This is a genomic window from Paenibacillus sp. LPE1-1-1.1, from assembly GCF_040676435.1.
Lineage (GTDB): Bacteria > Bacillota > Bacilli > Paenibacillales > Paenibacillaceae > Pristimantibacillus.
The window spans coordinates 102392-116747 of record NZ_JBEGHY010000046.1 but is presented as its reverse complement, the minus strand read 5'-3'; the positions used below and the strand labels follow the sequence as shown (position 1 = coordinate 116747).

The 14356-nt window shown below is 46.8% G+C and carries 11 protein-coding genes and 1 pseudogene; 10 read left to right on the top strand and 2 right to left on the bottom strand.

What is annotated here, in order from left to right; genetic code table 11:
* Positions 1-194: 194 nt before the first annotated feature.
* A complete protein-coding gene (locus MRBLPE1_RS31300) occupies positions 195-632 on the top strand; it encodes a VOC family protein (RefSeq protein WP_364153930.1) in 438 nt (145 codons plus the stop codon).
* A gap of 362 nt (positions 633-994) precedes the next feature.
* On the opposite strand, the gene MRBLPE1_RS31295 is transcribed toward MRBLPE1_RS31300, so the two are convergent.
* Positions 995-1663, bottom strand: a complete 669-nt coding sequence (locus MRBLPE1_RS31295) for a FadR/GntR family transcriptional regulator (RefSeq protein WP_364153927.1) — start codon at positions 1661-1663, stop codon at positions 995-997.
* 277 nt (positions 1664-1940) lie between these two features.
* Here MRBLPE1_RS31295 and MRBLPE1_RS31290 point away from each other — a divergent pair, with 277 nt between their 5' ends.
* The 7 genes and pseudogenes from MRBLPE1_RS31290 (at position 1941) to MRBLPE1_RS31260 (ending at position 9542) form a co-directional block, all read left to right on the top strand.
* Complete coding sequence (locus tag MRBLPE1_RS31290) at positions 1941-2585, top strand: bifunctional 4-hydroxy-2-oxoglutarate aldolase/2-dehydro-3-deoxy-phosphogluconate aldolase (protein WP_364153925.1); 645 nt, start codon at positions 1941-1943, stop codon at positions 2583-2585.
* Positions 2586-2598: 13 nt separating this feature from the next.
* Positions 2599-3750 (top strand): galactonate dehydratase, encoded by a 1152-nt coding sequence (gene dgoD / locus MRBLPE1_RS31285; protein WP_364153922.1) that lies wholly within the window; start codon positions 2599-2601, stop codon positions 3748-3750.
* 906 nt (positions 3751-4656) lie between these two features.
* Positions 4657-4998: a DUF4183 domain-containing protein gene (locus MRBLPE1_RS31280; protein WP_364153920.1), complete on the top strand. Its 342-nt coding sequence runs from the start codon at positions 4657-4659 to the stop codon at positions 4996-4998.
* A 41-nt stretch (positions 4999-5039) separates the two neighbouring features.
* A pseudogene (locus MRBLPE1_RS31275) lies at positions 5040-5423 on the top strand (DUF4183 domain-containing protein).
* A 604-nt stretch (positions 5424-6027) separates the two neighbouring features.
* Positions 6028-6957, top strand: a complete 930-nt coding sequence (locus MRBLPE1_RS31270) for an ABC transporter permease (RefSeq protein ID WP_364154265.1) — start codon at positions 6028-6030, stop codon at positions 6955-6957.
* A 15-nt stretch (positions 6958-6972) separates the two neighbouring features.
* Entirely contained in the window at positions 6973-7881 is a 909-nt protein-coding gene (locus MRBLPE1_RS31265; protein ID WP_364153918.1) for a carbohydrate ABC transporter permease, read from the top strand.
* Between the two features lie 41 nt (positions 7882-7922).
* Complete coding sequence (locus tag MRBLPE1_RS31260) at positions 7923-9542, top strand: extracellular solute-binding protein (protein ID WP_364153915.1); 1620 nt, start codon at positions 7923-7925, stop codon at positions 9540-9542.
* Positions 9543-9630: 88 nt separating this feature from the next.
* Here MRBLPE1_RS31260 and MRBLPE1_RS31255 read toward each other — a convergent pair whose 3' ends face one another.
* Complete coding sequence (locus MRBLPE1_RS31255; RefSeq protein ID WP_364153912.1) at positions 9631-11934, bottom strand: helix-turn-helix domain-containing protein; 2304 nt, start codon at positions 11932-11934, stop codon at positions 9631-9633.
* Positions 11935-12135: 201 nt separating this feature from the next.
* Here MRBLPE1_RS31255 and MRBLPE1_RS31250 point away from each other — a divergent pair, with 201 nt between their 5' ends.
* On the top strand, positions 12136-13422 hold the full coding sequence (locus tag MRBLPE1_RS31250; protein ID WP_364153910.1) for an alpha-L-fucosidase: 1287 nt from the start codon (positions 12136-12138) through the stop codon (positions 13420-13422).
* 33 nt (positions 13423-13455) lie between these two features.
* Positions 13456-14328, top strand: a complete 873-nt coding sequence (locus tag MRBLPE1_RS31245) for a sugar phosphate isomerase/epimerase family protein (RefSeq protein ID WP_364153907.1) — start codon at positions 13456-13458, stop codon at positions 14326-14328.
* Positions 14329-14356: the final 28 nt, after the last annotated feature.

Below are 14356 nucleotides of genomic sequence, written 5' to 3'. Positions count from 1 at the left end.
GATGAACTGCTCTCTTACTTTGTTAAAGGCAGGATTCTTAAAGAACAGAATGAGATTTACTTATAGAAATATCATTAAATAACTGAAGTAATGTTTAAAGAAAAACTGAAACACTGACATACCATTGTCAGTAACGGTTGCTTATAATCGTAATAGAAACCAGTACTAAAAATCATCTTAGGAGGAATTTGAGTATGAGCAAAATACAAACATTACGAGGATTTGCGACTATCAGTTATTGGGCGGATGATATGGAGGCGGCAAAGGCATGGTACTCGGAGCTGCTGGGCAGTGCGCCTTACTTCGAACGCTCAGGGCCAGATGGTCAACTAGTTTATGCCGAGTTTCGCCTTGGAGACTACCAGCACGAACTGGGTCTGATCGATCGCCGTTTTGCTCCTGCGCGTGGAACGGCTGGCCCCGGTGGTGCCATTATGTATTGGCATGTTGATGATGTAGAAGCTACACTTAACAATTTAAAGGCCTTGGGAGCGGAAGAATATGAGCCGCTCGAACACCGTGGGGAGGGCTTCATCACGGCTTCCGTAACTGATCCATTTGGTAACGTGTTGGGTATTATGTACAACTCCCACTATTTGGAGATGCTGAATTCCAGAATTCAAGGGTTATAGGATTATAGGGTAGAAAAAATGAGAAGGCGACAAGAAATTTTTCGCCAACTTTAACATTGAGCTAACGGTAAACGATAGTTGAACACACAAGGGGGTAGTTTGCTATGGCAGCTACTCCTTTCCTTTATTAAGCTAACGGACAGGATAATACTAAGGAATGGTGAATTTTAACACGAAATGGTTGTTTGAAAAAAATCGAGAAGTAAAGGAGTTTATCACTTGGAACGGACACTGAATACGAATATGGATGGGAGCACACTAGTGCTTATCGTACTGGTTTTGTGAATCAGTGACCCTGCCTCAAATAGATAGACACATAGAAAGTTAAATTACAGTAAGCTTTGAAATCAGAAGGCAAGCTATTACTTCTTTAATGCTTCAAGCATGTCATAAATATGGCTATGCATGAGCTGCCTTGCCTGCTCACTATGTCGTTCCTCAATGGCGATCGCAATTAAGATGTGATAATTGGATGCTTTGGTACGCATATGAGGCAAGGTGTTTGTCTGTTTGCGGCCTTCGGAGAGAAGGGGATAGATGGAATCCAGCATGTGTAATAGGACAGGATGCTGTGCGGATTCTGCAATGAGACGATGGAAGGAAAGATCGGTATCTAAAAATGGGCCCCCTTCTTCCATCTGGTTAATCATAGAGTCAGCCAGCGCACGAAGCTGCTTGACTTGGGAGCGCGTTGCATGCTCTGCGCTTAAGGCAGCCAGTTTGGGTTCAATGAGCAGTCTTGCTTCCAGTAATTTGACGAGAGAAATATCGCCTAGTTCCTTAAGGTTTGCCGTAGGATCTTCTAACAATAAGGGATCGTTACGTACATACATTCCCCGTCCATGTTCGATACTGACATTTCCTTGGCTTTCCAGCGTCCGCAGCGCTTCCCGGACAGTAGATACGCTTACTGCCAGATCCTTAGCAATCTCTTGCAGCGTTGGTATACGTGATCCGGGAGGCCATTCCCTGCTAATAATTTTCTGTTCAAGTACATCTATGGTCATGGAAAAAGCAGTTTTTTTCATCATCGTAATCCCCAGTGTATCTTCATAATAGGTCTATATTAACATAATCGTATAAGCTTCTCCTAATCGTAATTACGTATTGACATCTAGAAATAAAGATACTATGATACCTTCATAAAGATCAGATCTTTAATAATAAAAAGTAATTAATTAAAATAATACACGCTATTTTTTTATTGTTAGATCAGATCTATAGGTGTTAATTTTTAAGTTGTTATATATAGATATGATCAATAAATAGGGTGGCCGTCTTGGTGATAGAGGAGGAAGATAGGTAATCATGAACAAACAGGAACAGCTAAAGCAGTTAAAGGATTCCGGCATCGTTGCAGTCATTCGGAAGCCTCCATATAACAAGGTCATTCAGATTACGGATGCATTGGTTGCTGGTGGCGTTGAAGCGTTAGAGATTACGGTCGATACAGACAGGGCATATGAAATCATTGCTCAGTTGAAAGAGAGATACGAAGGTAAAGCACTAGTTGGTGCAGGTACAGTATTAGATGAACAAACAGCGAAGACAGCGATCGAAGCTGGAGCTGACTTTATATTTTCTCCGATCCTGGATGAAGCTACGATCCGTCTAACCAATCAATATGGGCGTATTTCGATTCCAGGAGTCATGACGCCGACAGAGATTGTGAAGGGGTATCAATACGGAGCAGATGTGCTTAAAATTTTCCCAGGCTCCTCACTAGGCGTTAACTATATAAAAGAGTTATCGGCTCCGCTCGGCCATATTCCGATGATGCCAACGGGTGGAGTTACTTTGGACAATGTAGGCCCATTTATTCGCGCAGGTGCTGTGGCGGTAGGAATTGGAAGTTCTTTAACGAATTCGAAAGCGATTGCAGAAGAGCGGTACGATGTGCTTACCGGATTAGCTCGGCAATTCAGACTGGAAATCCAAAAAGCTAGAGAATAGGGAGAGGATTAATTTGAAAATTACAAAGTTTGAGACTTTTATAGTACCGCCCCGGTGGCTGTTCTTGAAAATTGAAACGGATGAAGGAATCGTTGGATGGGGAGAGCCTGTAATCGAAGGCAAAGCTCATACGGTACAAGCGGCTGTAGATGAGCTCATGGATAATCTAATCGGGAAAGACCCGCTTCGCATTGAAGATCATTGGCAGGTCATGTACCGCGGCGGGTTCTACCGTGGCGGTTCGATACTGATGAGTGCGATTGCCGGGATCGATCAGGCGTTGTGGGATATTAAAGGGAAATTTTATAATGCTCCAATCTATCAGCTGCTTGGCGGAGCATGCCGTGATTCGATGCGTGTCTATTCCTGGATCGGCGGGGATCGGCCGAGCGATGTTGGAAAAGCGGCTTTGGAGAAGCAGCAGGAAGGCTTTACGGCGATTAAGATGAACGCTACAGAAGAGATGCAATATATTGATAGCTATCAAAAGGTGGATCATGTTGTGGAACGGGTAGCAGCGATTCGTACGGCGACCGGCCCGGACTTTGGCATCGGCGTAGATTTTCACGGCCGTATACATAAACCAATGGCGAAGGTACTCGCTAAAGCATTAGAGCCTTATAGGCTGATGTTTATAGAAGAACCCGTGCTTCCGGAAAATAACGAGGCTCTCCGAGATATTGCTAATCATACGAGCACACCGATTGCGACGGGCGAAAGAATGTTCTCGCGCTGGGATTTCAAATCATTACTGGAAGATGGCTATGTGGATATTATTCAGCCCGATTTATCGCATGCAGGCGGCATAACAGAGTGTAAAAAAATATTCGCGATGGCGGAGGCTTATGATGTTGCAGTAGCGCCTCATTGCCCACTCGGTCCGATTGCGCTTGCTGCTTGTCTGCAAGTTGACGCCACAGCCCACAATGCAGTCATTCAGGAACAGAGCCTGGGGATTCATTATAACCAAGGGAATGATTTGCTGGATTATATAACGGACCCTAGCGTATTCTCTTACGAGGATGGGCATGTGAAGATTCCGCAGGGACCGGGACTGGGGATTACGGTTAATGAGGAGTATGTCCGTAAAATGGCGACGGATTCCCCGCATCGATGGAGAAATCCGATTTGGAGACATAAGGACGGATCGGTGGCCGAATGGTAGAACAGAAGAGAATGATGAAAAGAGTAAAAAATTAATTTCTAAGGCGTAGACTACTTCCTTCATGCAAGGAGGTAGTCTTTATTATGGTGCAAGTACCGTTGTAAGCTGAGACATATTACCTATTTCATTGTATAATTGTTGGCCATTCATCAAGTGAACAAATGCGAGATCATTTGTTTCTTGACGCAGTCTGCTATCACCCGCAGAGCTTTTTAATTGCGTAGAAGTATGTACTGCAGAAACCCGTTCATGCGAGGTGTTTCTTAGCTACGCTGCTGTTTCTACAACAGAACAACCCACAGACGAGGTGTTTTTTTGCTACGCTGCAGTTTATACAACAGAAACAGCCTATCTAGACTATTTGGGGTCTTCATAGGCTGTTTCTGCTGTACTTTCTACACTGTAGCGCCACACCATGCTCGCAGAATCTGGTTTCTATTGCACAAAGTGCAGTAGGCAACACACTGCGCACGCTGTATTGGCCATTCATTAAGTGAATAAATACGAGATCATTTGTTTATTGTACTGTCTGCCTAGACGGGCTCCTCTAGGGGCCCGTCTTTCTTTTGCGTAGACAGACATGTGTTCGAGAAATAAATATCCCCATGCCGGGTCATTGTCCATAACTACAGCGAAAGAAGAATCATAGACTAATCCCATGTATTCATGGGTAGAGGTGACCTGTTTGCCCAAAATAACTAAAAACATAAGCGGCAAGAAACTCGGTAAGCGAAGACGAGTCTGTGTTCAACACGTAAAAAAAGGTGTTATAAGAATAGAGGGAAAATTTGCCGAAAGAAAAATAAAACAGTCAAGACCTTATACGTAGTAATCCGAATTAAAATAAATCCTTCATGCGTGCGGCGCAAGCACCGAAATAGGCACCGATCAATTCGCATTAGACCAGTGGTTAAAAGATACTTTTTTGTTGCTCCGCATGATATGGATTTAACAGACGGAATCGTTATATTATCCAGTCAATTTAATAATGATAGCGGCGAAGTGATCAAAGTGTTCTCCGATTTCGGTAAAGAGGGATATTTTAATTTATTTATCAACGGAGTAATGCAAGAAGGCGGGATGTATCGCGTGAAGCCCAATGCATTAGCCATTGCTGCAGCGGAGCAAACTATTTCCGAAGGTACTCCGATTATCATAGAATCAGTCGGGTTTACCACGAAGGTAATATACAAATACTCATATGAACGGGAAAATCTACCCGTCCCCTTTTCATTCCCTGGAATATAGTAATATCGAAGCATATTCCAGTAGAAGAGGAGGTTTTTATCATGGCGCTACAACTTATGAAGCTGCTTGTAACGGCAGCAACCACGACCGAAACGGCTCCATCTCCGGAGTAGTTTTTCCATATAACAACAGGTGTAACGGCAGCGGGTACGACATTAACGATCGATACTGCGGATTTTTTCGATGATTTGGGTGTAGTTGCTGTTGACCTTCCTGTATTAGCAACAAATAGCAGCATGTACAATGTGTACATTAACGGAGTATTACAAATGCAAGGCATTTCGACGTATACCCCTGGCATTACGGCCGTTGGATCACTTGCCATTGCGGTACCGGCCGGAGGAGATCCGATTCCAGCTGATACACCGGTTGTATTAGAAGTAGTAAACTTTGCATCAGCATCTACAACAACAGTAACAACATAATTCGAACTATAAAAAGTCTAAATTAAAGCCCTTAACCGAGTCGGTCGAGGGCTTTTTTTTGCGTGTTCTTAGTTAATTTGAAATTGAATTTATGCATACTGGAGGTATCTCTTTTTACAATGAAAAAATAAAAAAGTCATAGTTTAGATTAATCGAATGCTTGCAGAGGGGAATCGTTTCCAGAAAAAATAACAAGCAACGATTATGAGGGCGATATGAGAAAAACAAATGAAAACGCATACATGTTATTTTTGTTTTATTCTATTCCATCGCTGCCCAGAAAGGTTGTCTGATGGACCTAAAGCGATTGGTAAATCTTGCGGAGGCCGTTAAATGGGCGTTTTTAGAGCAAAAATGACACATTATCGTTATTATCAGACTTGTTTGATTAATTCGTCATTTTGTATTTATTCATTAAAGTATGCGCTTTCACGCGAGACTGAAAATGACATATTTACGGTGTCTCCACTTCTAGGCTATCGTTGTCCTTGTAAGCGATAGCAACTTTCGAATCCTGCAACGGATCACGAAGCTAAAGCAACGATAACGAAATCCGAAAGGAGTGACCCCTGTGCAGGAGGCAAAAGGAATCGCAACGGTCGGCATGCTGCCGGAGCCGGGGAAGGCCAAGAGCAGGATATGGCGAAGAGTCATTCAGAATTGGGAGCTGTATCTTTTCATAGCACCCGCATTTTTCTACTTCCTCATCTTCTCATACGGTCCGATGTACGGCATACAAATCGCATTCAAGAACTTCATTCCAACGAAAGGGGTTTTGGGCAGCCCGTGGGTAGGGTTCGATCATTTTACCCGATTCTTTAATTCCTATTACTTCTGGGACTTGTTATGGAACACGCTGAGCATCAGCCTATATGAACTCGCGATCGGGTTTCCGATTCCGATTATTCTGGCACTGGCTTTCAATGAGTTGAAGGGCGGATTCTTTAAACGGATGGCCCAGACCGTGACCTACGCGCCGCATTTTATATCGGTCGTCGTTATGGCGGGGATGATTATTACGTTCTTGTCCCCCTCATCAGGCATTGTCACGCATCTAATCGAATGGCTCGGGTTTGACTCACCGGATTTCCTGACAGACCCTCAGTGGTTCAAGACGATGTACGTGTTCTCGGGTGTCTGGCAGAGCGCAGGCTGGGGAACCATTATTTATCTGGCAGCCCTGTCGGGTGTTGACCCTGGACTGCATGAAGCAGCGATTATTGACGGAGCCTCGCGCTTCCAAAGGGTTCGCCATATTAACATCCCGACGCTTGTCCCGACGATGACCATTTTATTGATCCTGAATATGGGAAGCCTGCTCGGGGTAGGATTCGAGAAAATTTTGCTGCTGCAAAATTCGCTGAACATGGAATCATCGGATGTCATCTCGACTTTCGTTTACCGGTCGGGGCTTGTGGATGCCCAGTACAGCTTCTCGACGGCGATCGGTTTATTCAATTCCGTTATCAACGCGATTGTGTTAGTGGTTGTGAATCAAATTGTGCGACGTACCAACGAAAACAGCTTGTGGTAGAAGGAGGTGTGACCGATGACTTCGGGCGTAAAAGAAACCGGTCGTGATAAACTATTTCTTGTTTGCAACTATATTTATGTTTTTTTAGCCTTTATTATAGTGGCTTATCCTGTTATTTATATGATCAGTGCCTCCATCAGTGATCCGAAGCTGGTTGGTTCAGGCGAAATGTGGCTGTGGCCCAAAGGCATTACGTTTGAAGGCTACCAGCGAGTGTTCCAGAACGAAAGTATATGGACGGGTTACGGCAACACTATCCTTTATACGGTGGTAGGTACAGCGATCAACTTATTCGTTACGCTGCCGGCTGCTTATGCGCTGAGCCGGAAGGACTTTCTGGGACGGAACTTTTTTATGGGAATGTTCATGGTCACCATGTTCTTCGGCGGCGGCCTTGTGCCAAGCTATCTGCTCGTCAAAGAACTGGGAATGGTCAATACGATGTGGGCGATTGTCATCCCGTCAGCCGCCTCGATTTGGAACATTATTGTATCCCGCACGTTTTTTCAATCCTCGATTCCAAAAGAGCTGCAAGAAGCGGCTCAGATCGACGGATGCACCAATATACGGCTGTTCTTCAAAATCATTCTGCCGTTGTCGATGCCGATTATCGCGGTTATGGCATTGTTCTACGGCGTCGGCAACTGGAACAGCTATTTCTCGGCGCTTATTTATTTGAATGATGCCGTGAAATATCCGCTGCAGCTTGTGCTGCGCCAGATTCTTGTTTTGCAGGAGATGTCGGCTCAAGGCGGGGGCACAATCGATGCTTCCACGGCGTCGGCGCTTAACAACAAGGCAGAGATTGCCGCGCTGGTTAAATACGCCGTTATTATCGTGGCGACTGCGCCGATTATCGCGATTTATCCGTTCCTGCAGCGTTACTTTGTGCAAGGTGTCATGATTGGTTCCGTTAAGGGCTGATCTTGCTCATAAATGATATGAAAAAGGGAGAGGGATTTTGGATGAAAAAGCTACGTAAAGCATCATCGCTTCTGCTTAGTCTCACGCTGCTCATCTCAGTATTAGCGGCTTGCGGCTCACCGAACGCGAACGATGAGGGTAATGCAAATGGCAGCAATGCCGGCACCGAGACGGCGACATCCAATCAGGCTGAAGGGGTCAGCAAAGAAGGGTTCCCGATTGTAAGCGAACCGATTACGCTCAAAATGATGTCACAGGATGTCGGCGTTGCGGATTGGAACAAGATGCCTGTCCTACAAGAGATGGAGAAATTGACAGGCATCAAGCTGCAATACCAGAATGCCCCGCTAGACAGCTTTGCTACGAAGAAGAACCTTGTATTTGCCAGCGGTGATCTGCCGGATATTTTTTATGCAGCGGACCTAAAACCGGCAGAACAAGTGACTTACGGCTCCCAAGGCGTACTCATTCCTCTAGAAAAATACATTGATGAGGGTTATGCGCCTAATATCAAAAAAATCTTTGATGACCATCCGGATATCCGTAAATCGTTTACGACGCCAGACGGCCATATCTATGCTTTGCCGAACATTGATTTAGCGGCTGTCTGGTATCGCGGCCCGATGTGGTATAACGGCAAGTTCTTGAAAGCACTTAATGCTGCAGAGCCTAAAACGACAGACGAATTGTATGACTATTTGAAGCGTGTAAAAGATGAGGATGCGAACGGAAACGGGAAGCAGGATGAAATTCCGCTCACTTCCGTGAAGCTGGATGATTTGCGGATGTACTTCCTCGGCTTCTGGGGCATTTACGACGAGGTCGTCTATGCCGATAAGGATGGTAAAGTGCATTATACGCCGCAAGAAGAAGGCTATAAAGGTTACTTAACTTTCCTGAACCGTTTATGGAAAGAGGAACTGCTCGACCATGAGACCTTCTCGCAAACGGACGAACAGAAGAAGGCGAAAGGGAAAAACAACCAAGTTGCCGTCTTCAACGACTATTTCCCATACTTTACGCTAGGCGGCGAGCCAAGCGAGGACAACCCGTTGATGACGCCTGTGAAAAGCGAAATTGCCGATTCTCCGGTCTATGGCAAACATCCCGGCATATCGGCGAACGGTACCTTTGCGATCACGAGCAGCAATCCGGCCCCAGAGGCAACGATGCGTTGGGTAGATTACCTTTACAGCTACGAAGGCGCTACCTTGTTTAACCAAGGTCCAGAGAACCTGCTCTGGAAATACAAGAATAAGGAAACGCATGAGAAGGAATGGCTTCCGGTTCCAGGCGGCGTCGACCGTGAAGAATACCGCGGAACGATTACGCCGAACTATGGGATCCTTACGCCGGGCATGAGCTCCAGCGAGCTTTCCGTGGGTCTTCGCAGCGATTTCGACTTATGGATCGATAAGCAAAATGCGGAAAAGCTTACGCCGATCGCAAAATCGCCTTACCCTAACGTTTATTTGACAAATGAAGAGCAAACCGAGGCATCCGCTTTGTTATCCGATCTGGATACGTACGTTCAACAGATGGAAGCGAAGTTCGTAACCGGCCAGGAGTCGCTGGCCAATTGGGATAAGTATCTGGCTCAAATTAAAAAAATGGGCGGAGACCGCATTGCCGAGCTTTATCAAAGCGCGTACGACAGATAACGCCTAGGCGGCGAATCGATTCGAGCATGAAGCAAGAAGCCCAAATAACCCGGTCATGCATAATGATGACCGGGTGTTGTTTTATCTTTTAGGATTCGTCGTCCAGGTCGGAAGCTGACTCAGCCGATCCGTTCTCCCCGTAAAGCTTGCGGTATTGCCCAGGAGTATAACCGGTTTCTTTCTTGAACTTCCGGATAAAGTTAGGCGTGTCCAGATAGCCGACCTGAATAATGATTTCTTTGAGCGGCGCATTCGTCGTCTTTAGATGGCGCATCACCTCATCCATTCTTTTTTGCCAAATATATTGGATGAAGTTAAGGCCCATCTTTTCCTTGAAGGACCGGCTGACATGCGAAGGCGAGATCGCAAACTCGAAAGCGACCGTTTCGAGACTGAGCGTATGGTCCGCGTAGTGATCATCGATGTAGGAGACAATCCGGTCGATCTGCGTTTGCTCTTCTTTCTGGTTGTTACGCTCCACTTGCTTGCAGATTCGGGAGGCGAGATTCAGAAAGCCGCTCTCGAGCTCATCCAAAGAATTACTGTAAATCATATTCGGAGCCATTTCCTGCATCAAATTATGAATGCCGAGCTCGGATGCGGTTTTCAGCATCGTATTTAGAATATCAAAGCAAATGCAGCGTTTGAGCAAGGCAGACAGCTCGGATGATTGCAGGCTCTGGATTGACGCGCTGATCATCTGCGAAGCCACATCATAGCTTCCCTGCTTCAAGCTCTGGGAGAGCTTGAGCAGGGAGTGATTCGGAATCCAAAACGTATGATCCGGCGCGTAGAGCAGCTTCTCGAAATAAGTGACGGTGCCATGGCCGCTGGATGTACGCAGCTCGAAGGCGGAGCAGGCCTCGATAAACGACTGGTTCAGCTGATCCGGACTTGAATAGCAGGTTCCGACGCCAATCGTGGGGATAACATCGAACGTCTCCAGCATGTTGCAGCGAACGGCTTCGACGATGTGACGGACAGGCGTGAATTCCTGCTCCGCCTGAATGCTGTTAAAGCTGATAATGAGCGCGATTTGATCCAGCTGCGGAAGCTCTACGCCGTAGGCATGGGCTGCCAGCTCCGGGAATTCAATCTGGGCAAGCAGCTCGATCATTTCCTTCCGTTCCTGCCGCTCGTCCTGCGTATCCTCCATGTCGCCCCATCCTATCACCATAACGAAGTGATGGGTCCGGTCGAAATGAAGATCGAAGGCTTCTTGAAGCTCCGGCGTGAGGCTTTGCGCATTGCCGTATTTGAGGAGCATGGACAAGAAGTGATTGCGGGCATAAGGCTCTTGGAGATCGATGCGCGAGCTGTATTCCTGAAGCGCCGTTCGGATCCGGTCAAGCTCGTTGCCGGTTGCTGTTGTTCCGTCTGCCGGATGCCTAGGCTTGGATTTGGAATTGGCGAACTCGACAAGCGTAGAAATGGGCTGGTATTGCATCCTGGCCAGCAATAGGGCGATCGCGGCGCCAACGATCACGACAATAATGAACAACATGACGATGAAGCTCCGAACATGGACGACGCTGCTGAAAAATTGCGCGCTCGGCATAACGGTCACGTACGTCCAGCCGTTGTTCTCCGACGTTACGGATACGATCGAATGCGGTTTGCCGTTTAATAGTTTGTCATGAATGCCAGGCGAGAGACCGAAAAGGGACTTCGCCTCTGCATTTCCCAAAGCTTCTCCTTGCCTATTGTCGACAAGAATTTGGCCCTTGTTGTCCAGGATATAAGTTATGCCTTGATAATTGCCTAGAATCGAATCGATTAAGCTCGTGAGCTCGGATTTCTTGATGAGATACATGATCGTTCCGTGCGGATTGGGATTGTAAGGCGTAATCGGAATAAGATAAGCCAGCATCGATTCCTGAAGGCTTGCGTTGCGGACGACGGTATCGGCTGGACGCATCGTCGGAAATTTTGCGTTGTTCAAGTCTTGCAAAATCGTCTCTTTCTTCCATTTGCTGAAGCTGAAGCTTTTTGCAAAGACGTCGAAGCTTGAAAGTCCCTTGGCCGAGTAAATCTTCTCATCCTTGTGAAAATACAAGAACAACTCGTCAATGATCGAGCTGGTTGCCTTATATTGATCCAACGCATCAATCGCTTCCCCGCTGTAATAGGCATCATGAACCCGAAACGGAGTCAGCCTCTTGTCATAGGAGATGCGGGAAGCAATTTCGCCCAGCTCTTTCATTCGGCCGTCAATAATAACTTTGGTCTGCGTTAATTGATTGAGGCGGGATTGCTCGATTTCGGAACGTAGATTGGAGACTGCGCTTTGATAGATGAAGATCGTCATGAGAACTAAGGGAATAAGTAAAATAAACAAGTAGGACCAGATATATTTTAAAAACAGTTTGGATTTAAAGTAGTTCCTTTTCATCGATTCTGCCTCCTGTTATTTACCGATCCTTTTAGTTGATTCCTATCATACCAACAAATTTACAATTTGGACATAGAGCGAAAAATACTAAAAAGGACATCAAGGGCGGACTCGTTGTCCGGCTTGGGGATAGAAAAGGTTTAGATGAGGCACCGATAGCGCATGTATTTCGCATTAATTAAACGAGAGGGGAAATGAGATATGCAGAAGTGGTTCCAGGAGGCCAAGCTCGGAATTTTCATCCATTACGGCATCTATGCCGTAGACGGGGTTGCGGAGTCATGGTCCTTCTATAACGGGAGAATGTCTTATGACGATTACATGAAACAATTGGACCGGTTCACGGCATCGAAATTCGATGCGGACAAATGGGCGGATTTGATCGAAAAATCGGGCGCCAAATATGCGGTCCTTACGACCAAGCACCATGACGGCGTAGCCTTATGGGACACGCAGTACAGCGATCTCAACGTTGTCAAGAAGACGCCGGCGGAAAGGGATCTGGTTAAAGAATACGCGGAAGCCATTACGCGGAGAGGGATTCGCCTAGGGATGTATTACTCGCTGATCGACTGGTCGCATCCCGATTATCCTAGCGTTTTTGAGGGCGGAAAGGTACCTGATGATTTGAGCAAAGCCAATCGGTTCTCGAATCCGGTCGACGGCGTTCAGGATGAAGAAAAATGGAATCAATTCCTGCAGTTTAACAATGATCAGCTGAAGGAGATTTTAACGAACTATGGGAAGGTCGATCTGCTCTGGTTCGACGGAGACTGGGAACGAACGGCGGAGCAGTGGAATTTGCCTGCGTTCAAGCAGTATTTGCAGTCGTTCAACCCCGATATCATTATTAACTCGCGTCTGCAAGGCCATGGGGATTACAAAACGCCGGAGCAGGGTATTCCGATTACGAGGCCGGAGGGGCCTTGGGAGTTCTGCACCACGATCAATACCTCGTGGGGATACGTCCCTACGGATCACAAGTACAAGTCCTTGAACCAGATCATTCGCATGTTCTGCGATTGCATCACCTTGGGGGGCAATATGCTGCTTGATATCGGGCCGATGGAAGACGGAACGGTAGATAAGCGGCAGGAGGATATTTTGCTGGGGCTCGGCGAGTGGATCCGAACGCATGAGGAAGCCGTATTTGGAACGGATGAAGGCATTATGACGAGGTATTATTTAGGCGGAAGCACGGTCTCGAAGGACAAGAAGACCTTGTACCTCTTCGTTTACGACGACCCGAAGGAGAGCCTCTGCCTGAAGGGCCTATGTAATCCGATTAAAAAAATTACGGTGCTTCATTCCGGCAAAGAGCTCTCGCATGAAATTCATGGCGGCGTGCCGTGGTTCAATATTCCGGGTACGACATGGATCTCGATGACGACAGAAGATGCCCATGAGCAGGTTACGGTCCTTAAGCTTGAATTTGACGAAGAGCTGGAGATGTACGGCGGCTCCGGAGCCGTTGTCACGCATAACTAGCAAACCAAATGGATCACCAAGGAGGCAGGAACGATGAAGATTGGATTAAGCTCTTATAGTCTATTAAAAGCGATCAAAGCGGGAGAGATGAGCATATTGGATGTGATCCGCTGGGTTGCGGATAACGGCGGAGAGCATTTGGAGCTTGTTCCTTACGGATACACGCTGGTGGATAATCCCGAGCTGGCGGATGCGGTCCGCGAAACCGCGAAGGAAGCGGGCATTGCGTTGTCCAACTACTCCATGCCGGCGAATTTCGTGCAAGACACGGAAGCTTTGTTCAATGAGGAGGTTGCCCGGGTCAAGCAGCATGTCGATCTTGTGCATCGGCTCGGCATGAACCATATGAGGCATGACGTTACCGCGTTTACGATTCCGCAAGAGAAAATGAGCATCCAGTGGTTTGAAGATCATCTCTCTCTCATGGTGAAGGGCAGTCAGCTCATCGCGGACTATGCTGCGGAGTACGGCATTACGACAACGATCGAGAACCACGGCTTCAGCGTGCAGTCCAGCGACCGGGTACAGCGTGTCCTGCATGCGGTCAATCGCCCGAATTTCAAAACGACGCTTGATATCGGCAATTTCATGTGCGTGGACGAAGATTCGATCGTCGGCGTGAATAAGAACCTGCCCTATGCTTCGCTCATTCACTTCAAGGATTTCTATTTCCGTCCGTATGACCAGGATCCGGGAGGCGGCGAGTGGTTCTTGACCTCGAACGGGAACTATTTGCGCGGGGCAATTGTTGGGCACGGGGATATTGAAATTCGAAAAATCGTCAAGCTCATCAAGGAATCAGGCTACGACGGGTATATCACGATTGAGTTCGAAGGGATGGAAGAGTGCAAATCGGCCTCCCGCATCGCGATGGACAATCTGCGGCGCTTCTGGGACGAATGTTAACAATAAGCGGGATTCATAGATCAATGCA

Bases quoted from the DNA above. Each gene is read 5' to 3' on its own strand.
- MRBLPE1_RS31300 (WP_364153930.1), top strand. From the start codon at position 195: ATGAGCAAAATACAAACATTACGAGGATTTGCGACTATCAGTTATTGG.
- MRBLPE1_RS31295 (WP_364153927.1), bottom strand. From the start codon at position 1,663: ATGATGAAAAAAACTGCTTTTTCCATGACCATAGATGTACTTGAACAG.
- MRBLPE1_RS31290 (WP_364153925.1), top strand. From the start codon at position 1,941: ATGAACAAACAGGAACAGCTAAAGCAGTTAAAGGATTCCGGCATCGTT.
- MRBLPE1_RS31270 (WP_364154265.1), top strand. From the start codon at position 6,028: ATGCTGCCGGAGCCGGGGAAGGCCAAGAGCAGGATATGGCGAAGAGTC.
- MRBLPE1_RS31265 (WP_364153918.1), top strand. From the start codon at position 6,973: ATGACTTCGGGCGTAAAAGAAACCGGTCGTGATAAACTATTTCTTGTT.
- MRBLPE1_RS31260 (WP_364153915.1), top strand. From the start codon at position 7,923: ATGAAAAAGCTACGTAAAGCATCATCGCTTCTGCTTAGTCTCACGCTG.
- MRBLPE1_RS31255 (WP_364153912.1), bottom strand. From the start codon at position 11,934: ATGAAAAGGAACTACTTTAAATCCAAACTGTTTTTAAAATATATCTGG.
- MRBLPE1_RS31250 (WP_364153910.1), top strand. From the start codon at position 12,136: ATGCAGAAGTGGTTCCAGGAGGCCAAGCTCGGAATTTTCATCCATTAC.
- MRBLPE1_RS31245 (WP_364153907.1), top strand. From the start codon at position 13,456: ATGAAGATTGGATTAAGCTCTTATAGTCTATTAAAAGCGATCAAAGCG.